Annotated in this window: 21 protein-coding genes; 15 read left to right on the top strand and 6 right to left on the bottom strand. The window is 57.4% G+C overall.

Annotation, left to right across the window (positions count from 1 at the left end):
• Positions 1-3 precede the first annotated feature (3 nt).
• The 15 genes from ACLW56_RS12705 (at position 4) to fic (ending at position 13,640) form a co-directional block, all read left to right on the top strand.
• Complete coding sequence (locus ACLW56_RS12705; RefSeq protein ID WP_330984131.1) at positions 4-255, top strand: acyl carrier protein; 252 nt, start codon at positions 4-6, stop codon at positions 253-255.
• A gap of 5 nt (positions 256-260) precedes the next feature.
• Positions 261-842: a hypothetical protein gene (locus ACLW56_RS12700; protein ID WP_330984130.1), complete on the top strand. Its 582-nt coding sequence runs from the start codon at positions 261-263 to the stop codon at positions 840-842.
• Positions 839-2,191, top strand: a complete 1,353-nt coding sequence (locus tag ACLW56_RS12695) for an AMP-binding protein (protein WP_330984129.1) — start codon at positions 839-841, stop codon at positions 2,189-2,191. The genes ACLW56_RS12700 and ACLW56_RS12695 overlap by 4 nt, the downstream gene beginning before the upstream one ends.
• A complete protein-coding gene (locus ACLW56_RS12690; protein WP_330984128.1) occupies positions 2,188-2,541 on the top strand; it encodes a hydroxymyristoyl-ACP dehydratase in 354 nt (117 codons plus the stop codon). Before ACLW56_RS12695 ends, ACLW56_RS12690 begins: the two co-directional genes overlap by 4 nt.
• Positions 2,532-4,211, top strand: coding sequence for a glycosyltransferase family 2 protein (locus ACLW56_RS12685; RefSeq protein WP_330984127.1), 1,680 nt, complete (start codon positions 2,532-2,534; stop codon positions 4,209-4,211). Before ACLW56_RS12690 ends, ACLW56_RS12685 begins: the two co-directional genes overlap by 10 nt.
• 3 nt (positions 4,212-4,214) lie before the next feature.
• Positions 4,215-4,637: a thioesterase family protein gene (locus tag ACLW56_RS12680; RefSeq protein ID WP_330984126.1), complete on the top strand. Its 423-nt coding sequence runs from the start codon at positions 4,215-4,217 to the stop codon at positions 4,635-4,637.
• The gene (locus tag ACLW56_RS12675; protein ID WP_330984125.1) at positions 4,634-5,239 is read left to right on the top strand and encodes an outer membrane lipoprotein carrier protein LolA; all 606 of its coding nucleotides are present in this window, start codon (positions 4,634-4,636) and stop codon (positions 5,237-5,239) included. The genes ACLW56_RS12680 and ACLW56_RS12675 overlap by 4 nt, the downstream gene beginning before the upstream one ends.
• A complete protein-coding gene (locus ACLW56_RS12670) occupies positions 5,208-7,529 on the top strand; it encodes an MMPL family transporter (RefSeq protein ID WP_330984124.1) in 2,322 nt (773 codons plus the stop codon). The genes ACLW56_RS12675 and ACLW56_RS12670 overlap by 32 nt, the downstream gene beginning before the upstream one ends.
• Before the next feature lie 108 nt (positions 7,530-7,637).
• Positions 7,638-8,219 carry a DUF3261 domain-containing protein gene (locus ACLW56_RS12665; RefSeq protein ID WP_330984123.1) on the top strand — a complete coding sequence of 194 codons (582 nt, stop codon included), beginning with the start codon at positions 7,638-7,640 and terminating at the stop codon, positions 8,217-8,219.
• Between the two features lies 1 nt (position 8,220).
• Complete coding sequence (locus ACLW56_RS12660; RefSeq protein ID WP_330984122.1) at positions 8,221-9,390, top strand: beta-ketoacyl-[acyl-carrier-protein] synthase family protein; 1,170 nt, start codon at positions 8,221-8,223, stop codon at positions 9,388-9,390.
• Positions 9,387-9,863, top strand: coding sequence for a 3-hydroxy-fatty acyl-ACP dehydratase (locus ACLW56_RS12655; protein WP_330984121.1), 477 nt, complete (start codon positions 9,387-9,389; stop codon positions 9,861-9,863). The genes ACLW56_RS12660 and ACLW56_RS12655 overlap by 4 nt, the downstream gene beginning before the upstream one ends.
• Positions 9,860-10,591 carry a 3-ketoacyl-ACP reductase FabG2 gene (locus ACLW56_RS12650; RefSeq protein ID WP_330984120.1) on the top strand — a complete coding sequence of 244 codons (732 nt, stop codon included), beginning with the start codon at positions 9,860-9,862 and terminating at the stop codon, positions 10,589-10,591. The genes ACLW56_RS12655 and ACLW56_RS12650 overlap by 4 nt, the downstream gene beginning before the upstream one ends.
• The gene (locus ACLW56_RS12645) at positions 10,588-11,817 is read left to right on the top strand and encodes a beta-ketoacyl-ACP synthase (protein WP_330984119.1); all 1,230 of its coding nucleotides are present in this window, start codon (positions 10,588-10,590) and stop codon (positions 11,815-11,817) included. The genes ACLW56_RS12650 and ACLW56_RS12645 overlap by 4 nt, the downstream gene beginning before the upstream one ends.
• A 2-nt stretch (positions 11,818-11,819) precedes the next feature.
• Positions 11,820-12,398: a 4'-phosphopantetheinyl transferase AcpT gene (gene acpT, locus ACLW56_RS12640; protein ID WP_330984118.1), complete on the top strand. Its 579-nt coding sequence runs from the start codon at positions 11,820-11,822 to the stop codon at positions 12,396-12,398.
• A gap of 165 nt (positions 12,399-12,563) precedes the next feature.
• Complete coding sequence (gene fic / locus ACLW56_RS12635) at positions 12,564-13,640, top strand: protein adenylyltransferase Fic (protein ID WP_330984117.1); 1,077 nt, start codon at positions 12,564-12,566, stop codon at positions 13,638-13,640.
• Between the two features lie 56 nt (positions 13,641-13,696).
• Here fic and arnF read toward each other — a convergent pair whose 3' ends face one another.
• From arnF to arnC, 6 genes are read right to left on the bottom strand one after another with little or no spacing between them, the layout of a single operon-like run.
• Entirely contained in the window at positions 13,697-14,068 is a 372-nt protein-coding gene (arnF, locus tag ACLW56_RS12630; RefSeq protein WP_330984116.1) for a 4-amino-4-deoxy-L-arabinose-phosphoundecaprenol flippase subunit ArnF, read from the bottom strand.
• On the bottom strand, positions 14,068-14,406 hold the full coding sequence (arnE, locus tag ACLW56_RS12625; RefSeq protein WP_330984115.1) for a 4-amino-4-deoxy-L-arabinose-phosphoundecaprenol flippase subunit ArnE: 339 nt from the start codon (positions 14,404-14,406) through the stop codon (positions 14,068-14,070). Before arnE ends, arnF begins: the two co-directional genes overlap by 1 nt.
• Complete coding sequence (gene arnT / locus ACLW56_RS12620) at positions 14,403-16,058, bottom strand: lipid IV(A) 4-amino-4-deoxy-L-arabinosyltransferase (protein ID WP_330984114.1); 1,656 nt, start codon at positions 16,056-16,058, stop codon at positions 14,403-14,405. The genes arnE and arnT overlap by 4 nt, the downstream gene beginning before the upstream one ends.
• 5 nt (positions 16,059-16,063) lie before the next feature.
• Positions 16,064-16,960: a 4-deoxy-4-formamido-L-arabinose-phosphoundecaprenol deformylase gene (arnD, locus tag ACLW56_RS12615; protein ID WP_330984113.1), complete on the bottom strand. Its 897-nt coding sequence runs from the start codon at positions 16,958-16,960 to the stop codon at positions 16,064-16,066.
• Entirely contained in the window at positions 16,957-18,939 is a 1,983-nt protein-coding gene (gene arnA, locus ACLW56_RS12610) for a bifunctional UDP-4-amino-4-deoxy-L-arabinose formyltransferase/UDP-glucuronic acid oxidase ArnA (RefSeq protein WP_330984112.1), read from the bottom strand. Before arnA ends, arnD begins: the two co-directional genes overlap by 4 nt.
• Positions 18,936-19,919 carry an undecaprenyl-phosphate 4-deoxy-4-formamido-L-arabinose transferase gene (arnC, locus tag ACLW56_RS12605; RefSeq protein ID WP_330984167.1) on the bottom strand — a complete coding sequence of 328 codons (984 nt, stop codon included), beginning with the start codon at positions 19,917-19,919 and terminating at the stop codon, positions 18,936-18,938. Before arnC ends, arnA begins: the two co-directional genes overlap by 4 nt.

Raw genomic sequence — 19,919 nt, 5'->3', positions numbered from 1 at the left:
GTTATGACTGAACAAGAAACCCTTTATCAGGAAGTCGCTGACCTTCTGCACAAGCTGTTTGAAATCGACCCGCAGATCATCTTGCCCGAAGCCCGCCTGTATGAAGATCTGGAGCTGGACAGCATCGACGCCGTCGATATGGTCGTCCATCTGCAGAAAAAAACCGGCAAGAAAATCAAGCCTGACGAATTCAAATCGGTCCGCACCGTTCAGGATGTGGTCGATGCCGTAAGCCGTCTGTTGCACGACGAGTAACGAGCATGCGCGGCTCACGCTCGTTGCCGCTGATGCGGCTGGCGACAGGTGCCATTGTGCTTGCCTGGCCCTTGCTGGTTGGTTTTGGTCTGGCGCACAACGGACTGCACTGGCTGCTGCCGACCATGGCGCTGCTGCTGTTAGTGCGCCTTTTTCAGGTGCGTAAACAAGCCGGGCCGATGCGTGGCGTGTTGCAGGTCGTGGCCCTCGCGGGCATTGCCCTGTGTACCGCCAGTGCCTTACTGAAGGCTCACCAGCTGCTGCTGTTTTATCCGGTGGTGGTCAATCTGGTGATGCTGGCGGTGTTTGGCGGTTCACTGTGGAGCAACATGCCGCTGGTCGAGCGTCTGGCGCGTCTGCGAGAACCCGAACTGCCGCCCGCCGGTGTACGTTATACCCGTCAGGTCACCCGTGTCTGGTGCCTGTTTTTTATCGTCAATGGATCAATCGCCCTCTTCACCGCGCTGCATGGCGACATGAAGCTGTGGACGGCATGGAACGGCGTGATGGCCTACCTGCTGATGGGAACCCTGATGGCCGCTGAATGGCTGGTTCGCAGGCGCTTGATGAAAAGAGAACAACCATGAATTACCCCCTTCCGCTGGCACAGTGGCTGAAGCCAACACGGCCCGACGATACCATCGTTGCCTGGCTCGGTGAGCGCCACTGGACGCTCGGCGATTTACGCCGCGACGTTAGCGTTCAGGTGCAGGCGTTGCTGGCTCAGCCTGGCGAACGTTGGGCGCTGTGTTTCGAAGACAGCTATCTGTTTATCGTGGCGCTGCTGGCCTCGCTGCACGCGGGCAAAGTTCCGGTGATCCCAGGGCATTGCCGTGAGTCATTGCTCAATGAACAACAAGACTTGTTTGATGGCGTGATGAGCGAAACGACGCTCCAGTGGGAAGGGCCGCACCTTGCAGTGACCGCCACGCCAGCGTCATTCACGCACAGCGACATCGTCCTGCCGCCGATTGCGCCAGACAGCTACGTGGAACTGTTTACCTCGGGCTCTACCGGGCAGCCGAAGCAGATTATCAAACCCGTCGCACTGCTGGACGAAGAAGCCCGCATGCTGCATACGCGTTTCGGTCCGCGGCTGGAAAGCTGTCGCGTGGTGGCCTCTGTTGTGCCGCAGCATCTGTATGGCCTGACGTTCCGCATTTTCCTGCCGATGGCCTGCGGAATGCCTCTGCATGCCTCGATGCTGTATTACGCTGAACAGCTGAGTGCGCTCGCGCCGCAACACCGTTATGTCTTTATCAGCAGCCCGGCGTTCCTGAAACGCCTGGACGCCAACCTCACGCCGCCACCGGTAGAAATGATCCTTTCAGCGGGCGGCATGCTGCCGTGGAAAGAGGTTAAAGAGACCCAAAACTGGCTGAACGTCTGGCTGGACGAAATCTACGGCAGCACCGAAACCGGCATTATGGCCTGGCGACAGCGCGTGGATAACAGCACCTCCTGGCAGCTGTTCCCCGAAGTGACGCTGCGTGCCGAAGGCGAAGAATGGCGGCTGTTGTCGCCTCTGCTGAATGACCCGGAAGGCATGCTGCTCGACGATCAGCTTGAGCTGGTCGACGACGGTTTCCGGCTTGTCGGGCGACGCGGGCGCATTGTCAAAATTGAAGAAAAACGCGTCTCCCTCAGCGAGATTGAACGCCGTCTGATGGCGCTCGAAGGCATTGTCGATGCTGCTGCGGTGCCCGTTTCCCGCGGTGGTCGTCAGGGCATTGGCGTGGCGCTGGTACTCACAGAGCAAGCGCGTCAACAGTGGCAGGAGAGCGGCGGTAAAGCGCAGGAACAGGCATGGCGACGTGCGCTGATGCCAGTGCTGGAATCTGTCGCGGTGCCTCGCTACTGGCGAGTCATCGATGAGATCCCTGTGAACACCCTGAACAAGCGTGTCTATGCGCAATTGCAGGAGCTATTTTCGTGAAACCTCGTGAAATTGAACGCCTTCAGGCACAGCCACAAGAACTGGCGGTTGTGCTGCATCTCGACCCGGATTTGCTCTGGTTCCAGGGGCATTTCGACGTCCAGCCTCTGCTTCCCGGCGTGGCGCAGCTCGACTGGGTGATGCACTACGCCACCACGCTGCTGGCCCCCGGCTTTCGCTTTCACAGCATTCAGAATGTAAAGTTCCAGGCACCGCTGCTGCCGGAAACCACCGTCACGCTGACGCTGTCCTGGCTGGCGAAAAAGCAACTGCTCAGCTTCAGCTACCAGCGCCATGAAGGTGAATTACGCCACACCGCCAGCAGCGGAAAGATTCGGTTATGTCAGTAACGTTTACGCCCTGCATCCTGATCCCCTGCTACAACCACGGCGCGATGATGGCGAGCGTGCTTGCACGCCTGTCCGCGTTTCAGATGCCGTGCATTGTGGTGGATGACGGCAGCGACACCACCACTCGCGAGGTGCTCGAAGCGCTGGCGGCTGAGCACGATAACGTGACGCTGGTGCGCCTGGCAGAAAACGCAGGCAAAGGTGCGGCGGTGATCCGCGGGCTGGAAGAAGCGCAACGAGCAGGCTTCAGCCATGCCGTGCAGGTTGACGCCGATGGGCAGCATGCGATTGAAGATATCCCGCGCCTGCTGGCGATGGCCGAAAAACACCCGGAAGCACTGATTTCTGGCAAGCCTGTTTACGATGAGTCTGTGCCACGCTCACGTCTGTACGGGCGTTACGTCACCCATGTCTGGGTCTGGATTGAAACGCTTTCCTTGCAGCTTCAGGACAGCATGTGCGGCTTCCGTGTTTACCCGGTTGCCCCCACGCTGAAGCTGGCAAGCCGCGTCGCACTAGGCAAACGCATGGATTTCGACACCGAAGTGATGGTGCGTTTGTACTGGCAGGGCAACACCAGCTATTTCGTGCCCACGCGCGTCACTTATCCTGAAGACGGGCTGTCGCACTTTGATGCGCTGAAGGACAACGTACGTATTTCGTGGATGCACACCCGCCTGTTCTTCGGCATGTTACCGCGCATCCCTTCGCTGTTGTTCCGCCGTCGCACACAGCACTGGGCGCGTCAGCCGGAAGCCAAAGGGCTGTGGGGCATGCGGCTGATGATTTGGGTGTGGAAAACCTTTGGTCGCGGGGCCTTTTCGCTGCTGCTGTGGCCGGTGATTGCCGTGTTCTGGCTGACCGCAAGCGTGCCACGCCGGGCCTCTCAGCAGTGGATTGCGAAAGCCAAACGCGAACTGGATGCCCGCCAGCAACCGCAGCCCGCTCGCTTCAACAGCTTCCATCACTTTATGCGCTTCGGCCATGCGATCCTCGATAAAATCGCCAGCTGGCGCGGGGAACTGAAACCTGGCCGTGACATTGTGTTCGCACCGGGCGCACAGGTTGCTTTAGACATGTCGGCCCCGCAGGGCAAGCTGCTGCTGGCCTCGCATCTGGGTGATGTCGAAGCTTGTCGGGCGCTTTCTACCCGCACCATTAACGCGCTGGTGTTCAATGAAAACGCCCAACGTTTTAAGCAGGTGATGGAAGAGAACGCCCCGCAATCGGGGATCAACCTGATCTCCGTCACTGACGTCGGCCCCGACACCGCAATGCTGCTGAAAGAGAAACTCGATCAGGGCGAATGGGTGGCGATCGTCGGCGATCGCATTGCGGTGAACCCGCAACGCGGCGGTGACTGGCGGGTTATCTGGAGCAACTTCTTAGGCAAACCCGCGCCCTTTCCACAAGGCCCGTTTATTCTGGCCTCGGTGCTGAAATGCCCGGTGCTGATGATTTTCGCCCTTAAACAACAGGGCAAATTGCAGGTGCACTGTGAGCCGTTCGCCGATCCGCTGGTGCTGCCGCGCGGTGAACGTCAGCAAGCACTGCAAAACGCCGTCGACCATTATGCCCAGCGCCTGGAGCATTACGCGCTGCTGTCGCCGCTCGACTGGTTTAACTTTTTTGATTTCTGGCAGTTGCCGGATGCTACGGATAAGGAGTAACGGGTGCTGAACGATCCCCGCTTTACCACCGAAGTTGACATCACCGTCCCGTTTCACGACGTCGATATGATGGGCGTTGTCTGGCACGGCAACTACTTCCGCTACTTTGAAATTGCCCGCGAGGCGCTGCTCAACCAGTTCGATTACGGCTATCGCCAGATGAAAGAATCGGGTTACGTCTGGCCGGTGGTCGACACCCGCGTGAAATACCGCGATGTGGTGACCTTCGAGCAAACCATCCGCGTGCGTGCGAAGCTGGAAGAATATGAAAACCGCCTGCGTATCGGCTATGAAATTTTCGACGCCGCCACCGGCAAACGCACCACCACTGGCTACACCATTCAGGTGGCCGTCGAAGAGGAAACCAAAGAGCTGTGCTTCGTCAGCCCGCCGGTTCTGTTTGAACGCATGGGAGTCTCAGAATGAAACTGTGGCCATTAGTCGCTCTGCTGCTGGCACCGCTGGTGCACGCCGTGACGCTGGACGAACTTCAGCAGCGTTTCACTGAGCAGCCCATTGTGCGTGCTCACTTCGACCAGACCCGCACCATCAAAGAGATGCCGCAACCGCTGCGCTCGCAGGGTGAAATGCTGATTGCTCGCGATACAGGCCTGCTGTGGGATCAAACCTCGCCGTTCCCGATGAGCATGATGCTGGACGACTCGCGCATGGTGCAGATCGTTAACGGTCAGCCGCCGCAGACCATTACAGCCGACAACAACCCGCAGATGTTCCAGTTCAATCACCTGCTGCGTGCGCTGTTCCAGGCCGATCGCAAAGTGCTGGAGCAAAACTTCCGCATCGATTTTAAAGACCAGGGCAACGAGCACTGGACGCTGAAGCTCACGCCTGTCACCACGCCGCTGGACAAGATTTTTACCTCTATCGATCTGGGCGGAAAAACGTATCTGGAATCCATCCAGCTTAACGATAAACAGGGCGATCGCACCGACATCACCCTCTCGAATCAACGCCTGACACCCGCCACCCTGACCGATGACGAACGTAAGCGCTTTGCCGCCCAATAACGCCCGCCGCACCGCCTTTGGCTGGCTGGCGCTGTGCCTGATCCTGGTTACGGCCTTAGCGCTGCTGTTACCGCGTGCGCGTCTGAACAGCAGCGTGCTGGCGATGCTGCCAGCGCAAAGTATGGGCGCTATTCCGCCCGCCCTGAGTGACGGCTTTATCCAGCGCCTCGACCAGCAGGTGGTGTGGCTTGTCAGCCCAGGAAAAACGGCCAATCCGGCTGTCGCACAGCGCTGGCAAACGCTGTTGGCGCAATCTGGTCAGCTTCGGGAAGTCAAAGGGGCGATGGACACCAACAGCCAGCAAGCGTGGGGAGAATTCTTCTTTAAACACCGCAATGGCCTGATTGACCCGACGACCCGCGCCCGCCTGCAACAAGGCGGCGAAGCACAGGCTCAGTGGATTTTGTCTCAACTCTATTCCGCGTTTTCTGGCGTCAGCGGGAAAGAGCTGAATAACGATCCTTTGATGCTGATGCGCGGCTCGCAGCTCGCGCTGGCGCAAAACGGGCAGAAGCTGCGCCTGATGGACGGCTGGCTGGTCGCGCAAGACAGCGCAGGAAATTACTGGTACTTGCTGCACGGCGAACTGAACGGTTCTTCGTTCGATATGCAGCAAACCCATGCGCTGGTTGGCAAACTGAGCGCGCTGGAAACAGAGCTTAAAACGCAGTATCCGCAGGCACAGCTGCTTTCACGCGGCACGGTGTTCTACAGCGATTACGCCAGCCAGCAGGCAAAACATGACGTGTCGACGCTCGGTGTGGCGACCCTTCTCGGTGTGATCCTGCTGATTGTGCTGGTGTTCCGCTCCCTTCGCCCGTTGCTGCTGTGCCTGATTTCCATTGGTCTCGGCGCGATGGCCGGAACGGTAGTCACGCTGCTGGTGTTTGGCGAGCTGCACCTGATGACGCTGGTGATGAGCATGAGCATCATCGGCATTTCCGCCGACTACACGCTCTATTATCTGACCGAACGCATGGTGCATGGCGAAATGTCATCCCCGTGGGAAAGCCTGCTCAAAGTGCGTAACGCGCTGCTGCTGGCGCTGCTGACCACCGTGGCGGCTTACCTGATCATGATGCTCGCGCCGTTCCCGGGCATACGCCAGATGGCGGTATTCGCAGCCGTTGGCTTAAGCGCGTCTTGCCTGACCGTAATTTTCTGGCATCCGTGGCTGTGCCGTGGTTTACCGGTTCGCCCGGTGCCATTGATGGCGGTAATGCTGCGCTGGCTGGCGGCCTGGCGTCGCAACAAAAAACTGTCGGTCGGTTTGCCTGTCGCGCTGGCGCTGTTTTCGCTGGTCGGCCTGTCGAGACTGCACGTTAACGACGATATCGCTCAGTTGCAGGCTTTGCCGCAGCACTTGCTGGCGCAGGAAAAACAGATAACCAGCCTGACCGGGCAGAGCGTCGACCAGAAATGGTTTGTGGTGTATGGCGACACGGCACAACAAACGCTGGAACGTCTCGAAGCCTTCACGCCACAGCTTAAAAATGCGCAGCAACAAGGCCTGTTCACGCAATACCGCACGCTGCCGCTCAATTCACTGCAACGCCAGCAGCAGGATTTACAGCTGCTCAAGCAAACCACGCCCGGCGTAGTCACTGCGCTGCACACTGCCGGATTGCAGACCGTCACGCCTGATCTCACCCCCATGCCGGTGAGCGTGGATGAATGGCTGAAAAGCCCGGCCAGCGAAGGCTGGCGACTGCTGTGGATAACGCTGCCGGATGGCAAGAGCGGCGTGCTGGTGCCGGTTGATGGCGTGAAAGATAGCGCTGCCCTGCAAAAGCTAGCCGATAACGCAACAGGCGTGGCGTGGAACGATCGCAAAGCCTCTTTCGATGCGCTGTTCTCGCTGTATCGCACCATTTTGACGGCGCTGCTTGGCGTGGCGCTGGTGATTATCGCCGTGGGGGCAATGTTGCGTCTTGGCTGGCGCAAAGGGCTGATTAGCCTTGTGCCTTCGGCTTTGTCGCTCAGCTGCGGAATGGCCGCTTTAGCGTTCAGCGGCCATTCCGTGAACCTGTTTTCCCTGCTGGCGCTGGTACTGGTGCTGGGGATCGGCATCAACTACACCCTGTTTTTCAGTAACCCGCGCGGGACACCGCTCACTTCCATGCTGGCTATCGGGCTGGCGATGATGACCACTTTGTTGACCCTCGGCATGCTGGTGTTCAGCGCCACTCAGGCGATCAGCAGCTTTGGCATTGTGTTGGTGAGCGGTATTTTCACCGCCTTCCTGCTGTCGCCGCTGGCGATGCCGGGCAAAAAGAGAAAGCACTCATGAGACTCCGGGCATTGCCGGGCCTACGACCGGATGGATTTTGTAGGCCGGGTCAGCGCCAGCGCCACCCGGCAATCAAGCCACCCGGCACCGCAGTTTTGAGGTAACACGATGATAAGTAGACTTTTACGCATGGCTGCTGTTGCGGCGGTGCTGATCCTGACGGGCTGTAGCCACTCTTCCGGTGATGAAAACGGCCGCCCTCAAGCCTGGCTTCAACCGGGCACGCAGGTCACGCTGCCAGCGCCGGGGATAACGCCTGCGGTCAATTCACAGCAACTGCTGACCGGCACGTTCAACGGCAAGACGCAGTCGCTGCTGGTGATGCTCAACGCCGATGACAAAAAGCTGACGCTGGCAGGCCTTTCCTCTGTCGGTATTCGCCTGTTCCTCGTCACCTATGATGACAAAGGCATTCACACCGAGCAGTCGATTGTGGTGCCACAACTTCCCCCCACAAGCCAGGTATTGGCCGACGTGATGCTGAGTTATTGGCCGCGAGAAGCATGGCTTCCGGTACTACCAAAAGGTTGGACGCTTATTGACCATGGTGATAAACGTCAGCTTCGTAACCCACAGGGCAAGCTGGTGACGGAAATCACCTGGCTGCAGCGCAAAGGGAAGCGCGAGCCGATAAGCATCGAACAGCACGTCTTTAATTACCACATCACCATTCACTATCTGGGCGACTGAGATGATCTACATTGCTGCCGCAGGCATGATTAACGCGTTAGGCCGAACCCCGGATGAGATCGCTGCCAATTTAACCGCAGGCGTTGCGCCCGGTATGCGCCCGCGCGACGGTTGGCTTCAGGGTGATGTGAGCGCCGTATTAGGCGGTGTCGATGGCGAATTGCCAGAGATCCCCGATGAGTTTGCCAGCCACCGTTCCCGGAATAACCAGCTGTTGTTGGTTGCCCTTGAACAGATTCAGCCGCAGGTTGATGAGGCCATTGCCCGCTTTGGTCGCGACCGCGTGGCGGTGATTTTAGGCACCAGCACGTCAGGGCTTGATGAAGGCGATACGCACGCGAATCTGAAGCTGAATGGCAAAGAGAGCGAGGCGTGGCGCTATCCGCAGCAGGAACTGGGCGACCCGTCGCGTTTCCTGCGCAACTGGCTGAAGCTTGAAGGTCCGGCTTACACGCTCTCCACCGCCTGCTCTTCCAGCGCGCGCGCAATAATCAGCGGCCGCCGTTTGATTGAAGCGGATCTGGTGGACGTGGCGATTGTCGGCGGGGCCGATACGCTGAGCCGCATGCCCGTGAACGGTTTCAATAGCTTAGAATCGTTATCGACCACACTGTGCCAGCCCTTTGGCCGCGACCGCTGCGGCATCACCATTGGCGAAGGTGCCGCGCTGATGCTGTTGACTCGCGAACCTCAGCCTGTCGCGCTGCTCGGCGTGGGTGAATCCAGCGATGCGCACCACATTTCAGCGCCGCACCCTGAGGGCGAAGGCGCTATCCGCGCCATTCAGCAGGCGTTAAATGACGCAGGATTACAGCCGCAGGAAGTTGGCTATATCAATCTGCACGGCACCGCCACGCCGCTGAACGATCAGGTGGAATCGAAAGTGGTTCACGCTCTGTTTGGCGAAAGCGTGCCTTGCAGCTCGACGAAACACCTGACGGGCCACACGCTGGGCGCGGCGGGGATCACCGAAGCGGCGCTGTGTATGCTGATTTTAGAGCGCAACCTGCCCTTACCCGCGCAGGATTTTAGCGAGTCACCCGCTGACACCACGCTGCCAGCTTGCGGAATTATCACCTCGCCACAGCCGCTTGAGCGCCCGACTATTTTGTCCAATTCCTTCGCTTTTGGCGGCAACAACGCCAGCATTCTGTTGGGGAGAACGGCATGAGCCACTATTTAACACCGGGTCATTACCTGCCCCATGACGCGCCGATGCTGCTGCTTGAGAGCGTTGAGAGCGTGACCGACGAACAAGCTATTTGCCGGGTAACGGTCAACCGCAGCGGCGTGTTAGCCCCGTTTATCGATGCCAATGGCAACCTGCCCGGCTGGTATGCGCTGGAGCTAATGGCACAGACCGTTGGCGTCTGGTCTGGCTGGCACCGCATGCAACTCGGCGAAGCGCAAATCTCTCTCGGTATGGTCCTCGGCGCACGTGAACTGAAATGCACCGCAGGCGAATTTCAGGCCAACAGTCTTCTGGAGATCACCGTCACGTTACTGATGCAGGACGAGCGCTTCGGCAGCTTTGAGTGCGCCATCAGCGCTAACGGGGAAAGACTTGCCACCGGGCGAGTGAATACTTTTCAACCATCACAAGAAGAATTAACCACGCTTTTTCAACAGGGAGCGTCATCATGAGTCGTTCAGTCCTGGTTACCGGGGCCAGCAAAGGCATTGGGCGCGCGATTGCGCTCAAACTGGCCGCTGACGGATTTACCGTCGGCGTGCATTTTCACAGCGATGCGCAAGGCGCACAGGACACCTTAACCGCCATTGAAAGCGCGGGCGGCGCGGGGCGTTTGTTGCAGTTTGATGTTGGCAATCGCGAGCAATGCCGCGAGGTGCTGGAAGCGGATATCGAACAACACGGCGCATGGTACGGCGTGGTCAGCAACGCGGGCATCACCCGCGACGGTGCCTTCCCGGCGCTGAGCGAAGACGATTGGGACAGCGTCATCCACACCAACCTCGACAGCTTCTACAACGTCATCCATCCTTGCGTGATGCCGATGATTTCAACGCGTCAGGGCGGCCGCATCATTACTCTTTCATCCGTTTCCGGCGTGATGGGCAACCGGGGTCAGGTGAACTACAGCGCGGCGAAAGCCGGGATCATCGGCGCGACCAAAGCGCTGGCGATTGAGCTGGCGAAGCGCAAAATTACCGTGAACTGCATCGCGCCGGGGCTTATCGACACCGGCATGATTGCGATGGAAGAAGCGGCGCTGAAAGAAGCGATGAGCATCATTCCGATGAAGCGCATGGGCCAGTCCGAAGAAGTGGCCGGGCTTGCCAGCTATTTGATGTCGGATATCGCGGGCTATGTCACCCGCCAGGTGATTTCTATTAACGGAGGCATGTTATGACCCGTCGCGTTGTGATCACCGGCATGGGCGGCGTGACAGCTTTCGGCGAAGACTGGGAAGCGGTCTCTGCGCGCCTGCGTAATTATCAAAATGCGGTACGCAAAATGCCAGAGTGGCAGATTTACGATGGCCTGCACACGCTGCTTGGCGCACCGATTGACGACTTCACTCTGCCTGCTCACTACACCCGTAAACGCATTCGTGCGATGGGCCGCGTGTCGTTGCTGTCCACTCGCGCCAGCGAACTGGCGCTGGAGCAGGCGGGGCTTATTGATAATCCTGTGCTGACCAACGGTGAAACCGGTATTGCTTATGGTTCCTCAACAGGCAGCACCGGCCCGGTGAGCGAGTTCGCCACCATGCTGACCGAGAAGCACACCAACAACATCACCGGCACCACTTACGTGCAGATGATGCCGCATACAACAGCGGTGAACACCGGGCTGTTCTTCGGCCTGCGCGGGCGCGTTATTCCTACGTCCAGCGCCTGTACGTCAGGCAGCCAGGCCATCGGCTATGCCTATGAAGCCATTCGCCACGGCTATCAAACCGTGATGGTCGCGGGCGGCGCGGAAGAACTCTGTCCGTCAGAAGCGGCCGTGTTCGATACCCTGTTCGCCACCAGCCAGCGCAATGATGCGCCAGCGACCACGCCATCACCGTTCGATGTGAACCGCGACGGGCTGGTTATTGGCGAAGGTGCAGGCACGCTGGTGCTGGAAGAGTTGGAACACGCCAAAGCACGCGGAGCAAAAATCTACGGCGAAATCGTCGGCTTTGCCACCAACTGCGATGCGGCACATATCACCCAGCCACAGCGCGAAACCATGCAGATTTGTATGGAGCAATCGCTGCGTCAGGCGGGCCTTGCGCCGTCCGATATCGGCTATATCTCAGCCCACGGCACAGCAACCGATCGTGGTGATATTGCGGAAAGCCAGGCGACGGCCGCCGTGTTTGGCAACCAGACACCTCTCTCTTCACTCAAGAGTTATTTCGGCCATACGCTCGGCGCGTGCGGGGCACTGGAAGCCTGGATGAGCCTGCAAATGATGCGCGAAGGCTGGTTTGCACCGACCCTTAACCTGCAACAGCCTGACGAACAATGTGGCGATTTGGACTACATTATGGGAGAGTCACGGGCTATCGACTGCGAATTCTTGCAGAGCAACAACTTCGCCTTCGGCGGAATTAATACCTCGATTGTCATTAAGCGTTGGGAGTAACGATGTATCGGCTGTTCCTCGGGAAAATATCGACCCTAAGCCTGACGGCACTTCCGCCTGAGCTCGCAGAGCTTGCCCCGGAAGGAAAACGGCGCAATGCGTGGCTGGCTGGCCGTGCGCTGCTGTGCCATGCCGTCTCGCCTTTGCCGAATATTCACTATGGCGATCAGGGTAAGCCGGGGTTCGACGAGGATCACGCGCTGTGGTTCAACCTGAGCCACAGTGGCGACAACATCGCCCTGCTGCTGAGCGATGTCGGCCCGGTGGGGTGCGACATCGAAGCGATTCGCCCACGCCCGCACTGGCAGCAGCTCGCCAACGCGACCTTTACCATCAACGAACACGCGGAGCTGGAGAAAGAGGCAGAAGAGCGCCGCCTGGAAAGGTTCTGGCGTATCTGGACGCGCAAAGAAGCGATGGTGAAGCAGCGTGGCGGCAGCGCGTGGCAGATAGTGAGTTTTGACAGCACCACGCCGTTGAATCTGCATCTGAGTGATTTACAACATGAAGGATTGAGCCTGGCCGCGTGTACGCCAACGCCGTTTCATGTGACTGAGCAGGTGATTGAGCGGGTAGGTTGAAAAGCGTGTCGGGTGGCGGCTACGCCTTACCCGACCTACAAGTCTGCGCGATCGCTCTGCAATACAGGTCGATAAAACTCATTTTTTTAAACATAAATAGAGTGACATGTTTATAACATCGACATAGTGTAGCCATATGTCGATAAAAATGGGTTTTATAAACAGATGAGCTGGGATCCTGAAACACCTTATAATGCGTTACCGATGCTGCCACCCAACCAGGAATGCGTTGAAACGCGCAGCGTGCTTAAAGCATGCATCAGCGCGCGCGCAGCAATTGCAGAGTTGAAGACTGCCGGCGAACTGCTTCCCAATCAGGGTCTGTTGATAAACCTCCTTCCGATGCTGGAAGCGAAAGATTCCTCACGCATCGAAAACATTGTCACGACCAGCGACAGGCTCTTTCAGTACGCCGGGCGAAGCGATGGCGCAGATCCGGCCACCAAAGAAGCCTTGCGCTATCGTACCGCGCTCTACGATGGTTATACCCACCTTGAGGACTATCCTCTTTGCACAAACACTGCCGTGGCTATTTGCACGAAATTACGCGCGGTACAAACCGATATCAGGAAAACGCCAGGTACAGTCCTGCGCGATCAGAACAGCAACGTGGTCTACACGCCACCGGTGGGTGAAGACGTTATTCGTCAATTACTGGCAAACTGGGAGCGATTCGTACACGGCGAAGATGACCTGGATCCATTGGTGAAAATGGCGATTGCCCACTACCAGTTTGAGTGCATCCACCCGTTTCCCGACGGGAACGGGAGAACAGGCCGTATCCTGAATATTTTGTATCTGATCCAAAGTGAAATGCTGTCGCTACCGATTCTCTATCTTTCCCGCTTCATCCTGGAGAGGCGTGAAGATTACTACACGCTCTTGCTCAGGGTGACGGAAGAAGGTGACTGGGAGTCATGGATATTATTTATGCTGGAGGCCGTTACGAATACGGCCCGATGGACGACGGATAAGATTTTGACTGTGCGGGAGTTGATGGCGGAAACCACAACGTATATCCGCGAGAAACTGCCGAAAATCTATACCCATGAGCTTGTCCAGGCGCTGTTTGCCCAGCCCTATTGTCGGATCGATAACCTTGTGGAACGCGGCGTGGCCAAACGCCAGACCGCATCTGTCTATCTCAGGCAGTTAGTTGACATTGGGGTACTGGAGGAAATGAGCGCCGGGCGCGAAAAGTTGTATATCAATACCAGACTGCTCCAGGAGCTCAATCAGTAATTCTGAAGCACGCTGGAGACTGAGAGTGTCAGGCCAGAGCGCTTCCCACTCTCCATTCATCTGCGAGAAGGCGCAAAAATCGTCATCACCCCAGCCATCACCAGCAAGACCCCCACCAGCGCTTGTACTGAAAACGCTTCGTGTTGAAAGAATACTGCTGCGGCCCAGACCGCGATGTAGCTGAGGCTTAACAGGGCGTAGGCCTTTGACAGCGGCAGGTATTTCAAAGCGAAGAACCAGCACACCATCGACGCCAGATAACCGAACAACCCTAGCACCAGCAGGCCACTTCCCGGTTGAACGCTGATCAGATGCGAAAACAGATCGCCAATGTCACTGACTTGCGGGAGCAGCAACATTGCCGCTCTTAGCAGCAACTGTGCGCCGCTGACCAGAATGACGCTGAATAATGCCCAGACTAAACCCATCAGAGGCTACTCCCTAACACCAGAATCCCGCCGATTATCAGGCTCACGCCCAACCAGTGACGCACTGAAACGGGCTCTTTCCAGATAAATTTCGCCGCCAGCGTCACCCAGACAAAATTCAGGCTGAGCATCGGGTAAGCCACGCCAACCGGCAAGCGCTGCAACACCACTAACCACAGCGCCATGCCTGTCCCGAGCGTCACTAACGCCAGCCCAAGCCACAGGGTGAGATGCTGCCCTCGCCGCCCGGCTTTCGCCGGACGGGTCGCTTGTTTCTGGCAGAGCTGCCCGGCGCAGCTCAACAGGCTTGCCAGCAGCAGAGAGAGGGTCGTTATCATTTTGGCAGATACTGCACGAACACCATTCGGCTCATCTTATAGACGTTGTCCGGTTTCGGCAGATTCAGATCCTCAAGCTGTTGTCCTTTGTTGAGCTGAAGCACCAGCGATACCGGCCCTTCCTTACGATGCTCGGCCAGCCAGTTGTCGAACTGATCGCTGTCGATATAGCGGTCCTTCGCATCCGGATACGCCAGCCCATATTTCAGCTCGCCCTGTTGACGGAACAGCGTGATATCGCTGCGTTTGAGCTCCCACGCAAGCCCTGCGGCCACGCCGACGCTGTTGGTCAGCACGTAACGGCTCGGGGTCAGCTGTTCGCTCACAATATCAGTCATGAACTGTGGCTGCTTACTGTCGATAACTTTGTCCGGAATAGTAAAGCCAATCAGCAATGCGATACCCAGCGGACAACACGCCGCCAGCGCCCAGCCTTTCACGCCATCACGAATGGACAACCAGCCGACCAGCGCCCAGACACCAAACCCAATCGCCGCCAACAAACATTTATACAGCTCAATGTTGCTCCACACCGGTTTGTGCAGCACGCCCCACGGCGATACGACTAACACCGCGATCAGGCCGATTAAGCCAAAGCCAATGTTAATCATGCCGTTGTAGCGCAGCGCCTTCGCACCTTTGTCTACCGCCTCCAGCGCATAACGCACCATCAGGATAGCCAGCGGGGCAAAGCAAGGCAGGATGTAGGTTGGCAGCTTGCCCTTCGCGATGCTGAAGAACAGGAGCGGCATCACAACCCAGCCCAACAGGTAGAACGCGCCGCGTTGCGGTTCACGCTCCTGCCAGCCTTTTTTCAGCGCACCCGGCAGCAGCGCCAGCCAGGGCAGGCTGCCTGCAATCAGGAACGGAATGTAATACCAGAATGGCGCTTTATGCTGTGCATCACTCTTCGCGAAGCGCTGAATATGCTCGACCCAGAAGAAGTAATTCCAGAAATCAGACTCGCGATGCGCGATTGCCAGACCCCACGGCAGCACCGTCAGGACGCAAACGACAATCGCCACCCAACCCCAGAGCAACACTTCTTTCCAGCGTTTCTGCACAATCACCCACGGCAACACGCCAATGACCGGCACCACCAGCGCGAGGAAACCTTTGGTCATGACGCCCATTCCGCACGCAATCCCCAGCAGCACGTAGCCGCCCAGTTTTCCGGCGGTGGTTTGTGCCTGCGTTGCGCCCCAGAAGCTGCACATTGCCAGCATCAGCCACAGGGAAATCATCGGGTCGAGCACGGCATAAGTGCCAATACCGTAGACCAGGAACGCGGTCAGGAAGATAACCGCAGAGAGAATGGCGGTACGCTTATCCTGCCAGAGTTTCCACGCCAGCCAGGCCACCAGCAGCGCGGTGCAAGCGGTTGAGAATACCACGCCGAAGCGCACGGCAAAATTGCCATGGCCAAACAGCCACTGCCCGATACTGTTGATCCAGTATCCGGCAATCGGCTTTTCAAAATAACGCAGACCCAAAAAATGCGGCACAATCCAGTCGCCGGAAGCCAGCATTTCGCGGCTGATTTCCGCGTAACGGGTTTCATCCGGCTGCCATAACAAGCGGAAATTCAACGGCAGCAAATAGTAGAGCGCGAAGAGAAACAGCAGTGATGCGCTGACACGTAAGGATTTCATCAGGCTTATCCCAAAAGTTGTTCTTGTCCTAACCAGCCTTCCCGGCCCGCCAGTTCGCCACGTACCACATTCCCTTTGGGTAGCGTCCTAAAGTCATCCGGTAGCAGTTCGCTCAGCGGGCAAAACTCGATGCCCTCGTCCTCCGCTTGTTGCAGGAGCTGCTCAAACTGCTCTGCACCGATAATCCCTTCCACTTCAGCGTGAAGGGTATACACCGGCACACCACGATCTTTATGGATGCGGTCAATCAGCCAGTCGTTAAATCCTTCAGCGCTAACCTCAACGCCCACGGCTTCATCCCAGGTCGGCAGTGTGACCGGGATTTGTACGGTGCCCGTTTTTCCATCCTCAAGAACAGGAAGGAAAGGACGAGTGCCGCGACAGTCGCTGTTGTAGAGGAAATCAAACCCTTCTTTGGCTTGCACTACCCGGCCATCTGCACGCCAGCCAGCGACCGCTGAGCAGGTCACGGGTGTCTGGATAATGGCTTCCAGCGCCTGCAATCCTCGGGCGATTTCCGCTTCCAGCTCAGGTTGCCCCCACACGCCGCTCCACATTTGCCAGCGATGGTGATCCCAGGCATGAAGACCCACTTCATGCGCCTGCGCCGTGGCGCGGATGATATCGGCATTTGGCGTGCCGATATTTTTCCCCGGCCAGGCTGTGCCCGCGAGCAGGATGTCCCAGCCATACAGCGATGCCGCGCGTGAGCGCAGCATTTTCCACAAGAACTTCGGCTTTAGCAGGCGCCACAAGTGGCGCCCCATGTTGTCAGGCCCAACGCTAAAAAAGAAGCTGGCCTGAATGCCGTGCCGCTGGAAAATGTCCAGCAGGCGCGGCACCCCATCGCGCGTTCCGCGAAAGGTATCTACATCAACGCGTAAGCCAACCTTCTGCCTCATTTTGGGGTTTCCGTTAACTCGACGGTGCGCAGGAAGAAGTCCAGAGTTTCTTCAACGGTCTGTTGCATTTCCACTGTCGGCTGCCAGTCGAGGCAACGCTTAGCATTGCGAATGCTTGGCTTACGGTGCTCAACGTCCTGATAGCCTTTCCCGTAGTAGTCGCTGCTTTCCACTTCACGGAAACCGGCGAACGGCGGGAACTGGTTACGCAGCGGGTGACGTTCGAAGCAGTCGAGCAGCATTTCAGCCAGCTCTTTGATGCTCGCTTCGTTGTCCGGGTTACCGATGTTGACGATTTGCCCGTCGCAGCGCCCTTCTTTGTTCTCGATGATGCGGAACAGCGCTTCGATACCGTCGCTGATATCAGTGAAGCAACGCTTCTGCTTGCCGCCTTCGATAAGCTTGATTGGCGAGCCTTCAACCAGGTTCAGAATCAGTTGCGTAATCGCACGAGAGCTACCGATACGCGCAGAATTCAGGCTGTCCAGGCGTGGCCCCATCCAGTTAAACGGACGGAACAGGGTGAATTTCAGACCTGCTTTGTCGCCGTAAGCCCAGATAACGCGGTCCAGCAGCTGTTTGGACACAGAGTAAATCCAGCGCTGTTTGTTGATTGGCCCGACAACCAGGTTGGAGGTGTCTTCGTCGAAGTTCTTATCCGTACACATGCCGTACACTTCTGAAGTGGACGGGAAGATGATGCGCTTGTTGTATTTCACGCAGTCACGGATGATTTTCAGGTTCTCTTCGAAGTCGAGTTCGAACACGCGCAGCGGGTTACGGGTGTACTCAATCGGCGTGGCGATAGCGACCAGTGGCAGCACTACGTCACATTTCTTGATGTGATATTCAATCCACTCGGAGTGAATGCTGATATCGCCTTCAACGAAGTGGAAGCGCGGGTTATCGAGGAAACGGCTGATCGCGTCAGATCCGATATCCAGACCGTAGATTTCGTAGTTGTCATCTTTCAGCAGGCGTTCAGTCAGGTGGTTACCGATGAAACCGTTCACGCCGAGGATCAGCACGCGAGTACGACGCTTAACCGCCACAAACGGATAGCTCGACAGCAGCGCACCGGTCACCAGGCCCAGCGCCTGAGCCAGTTGAGCGCCTTGCATGTAAACGCCTTTGTCGCTCTGACCGGTCAGGATTTCCAGCGCGCCCTGACCACACGCGACGATCAGCGGAGAAGCAGAGATAACGGTGCCCGGTTTTGCTGCGGCGACATCGTGACGCACGCGAGATTTCCAGACGATAAATTTGTTGGTGCCGACAAAACCGTACGCGCCCGGCCACGGATCGGACACCGCACGCACCAGATTGTGCAGCGCTTCAGCAGGCTGTTCCCAGATAAGACGACCGTCTTCTGGCGTACGACGCCCCACCACAGTCGCCTGGCTTTCGTCCTGTGCTTTTTCAACGGTTTTGCCGTTCAGGATTTGCGGCAGAGCATCACGCAGCAGAGTCTGAGCAGCAGTACACAGTTTGCGATGCAGCGTCAGCGCTACGTCGTTTTCTTCAATCGCGACCACTTCCTGCGCCACGATATCACCGGCATCGGCACGATTAATCATGCGATGCAGAGTCACACCCGTTTCTTTCTCACCGTTCACCAGCACCCAGTTCAACGGTGCGCGACCACGGTATTTTGGCAGCAGAGAACCGTGCAGGTTAAAGGCGCCCTTCGGTGCAGTATTGAGGATTTCTTCGCCAAGCAGGTTGCGATAGTAGAAAGAGAAAATCACATCCGGGCTCATCTCGCGAATGCGATCAACCCACAGCGGGTGATTCACATCTTCTGGCGCATAAACGCTGATCCCCTGCTCTGCCGCCAGGCGAGCAACGGAACCGAAGAAGTGGTTTTCACCAGCATTATCCGGGTGAGTAAAAATGGCCGCGATGTCATATCCGGCGTCCAGCAGGGCCTGAATACCAGTGCAACCCATATCGTGATAGGCGAATACAACAGCTTTCATGAACGATCTTCCTCTTCAGTCGTCAGGCTTTCCTGACGGACAACACGTTGAATAAAATAGCGGGGACGAGCACGGACATCGTTATAGATGCGGCCGATATATTCCCCAAGCAAACCCATACCGACGAACTGCGCGCCGATGAACATAAACAGCACCGCGAACAGCAGGAACAAACCATCGCCTGCCCATTCAGCACCGAAGGCCAGACGCAGCACGACCAGCAGCAGAGCGAAGGCGAAACCCGCCACCGCGATAATGCTGCCAACCACGCTCAACAGACGCAGCGGCGTGGTGGTCAGACAGGTCACCAGGTCGTACATCAGGTTGATAAGACGCATAAAGCTGTATTTGGAATCGCCAAACTCACGCTCAGCGTGCATCACCGGGATCTCGACGGCGCGACGCGCAAAGGTGTTGGCGAGGATCGGAATAAAGGTGCTGCGTTCGTGGCAGTTGAGCATCGCGTCAACGATATGACGGCGATAGGCACGCAGCATGCAGCCGTAGTCGCCCATCGCTTTACCGGTAGTGCGCTGAATAAGGCGGTTAATCGTCTTCGAAGCGGTTTTACGGAAGATGCTGTCCTGACGGTTCTGACGCACGGTGCCGACCACGTCATAGCCTTCATCCGCCTTTTCAACCAGACGCGGAATTTCTTCCGGTGGGTTTTGCAGGTCAGCATCCAGCGTAATGATCAGGTCGCCTGTGACATGGCTGAAACCAGCCATAATTGCCGAGTGCTGGCCGTAGTTACGGTTCAACAACACCGCGACCACATGGCTGCCCGGCGCTTCAGCGGCAAGGCACAGCATGCGTGCGGAATCATCGCTGCTGCCGTCGTCGACTAACAGAATTTCATAGTCTCGGTTCAGCGTGGCGCAAGCGGCATCAGTACGACGAATCAGCTCTGGCAGGCTCTCCTGTTCGTTATAAACAGGAATAACCACCGAGACTTTTTTCACTTTCGGGGTTTCAAACAT

It is taken from the genome of Pantoea sp. sgz302252 (assembly GCF_047713085.1).
Classification (GTDB): domain Bacteria; phylum Pseudomonadota; class Gammaproteobacteria; order Enterobacterales; family Enterobacteriaceae; genus Scandinavium.
This window is presented reverse-complemented; position numbering and strand designations above follow the sequence as displayed.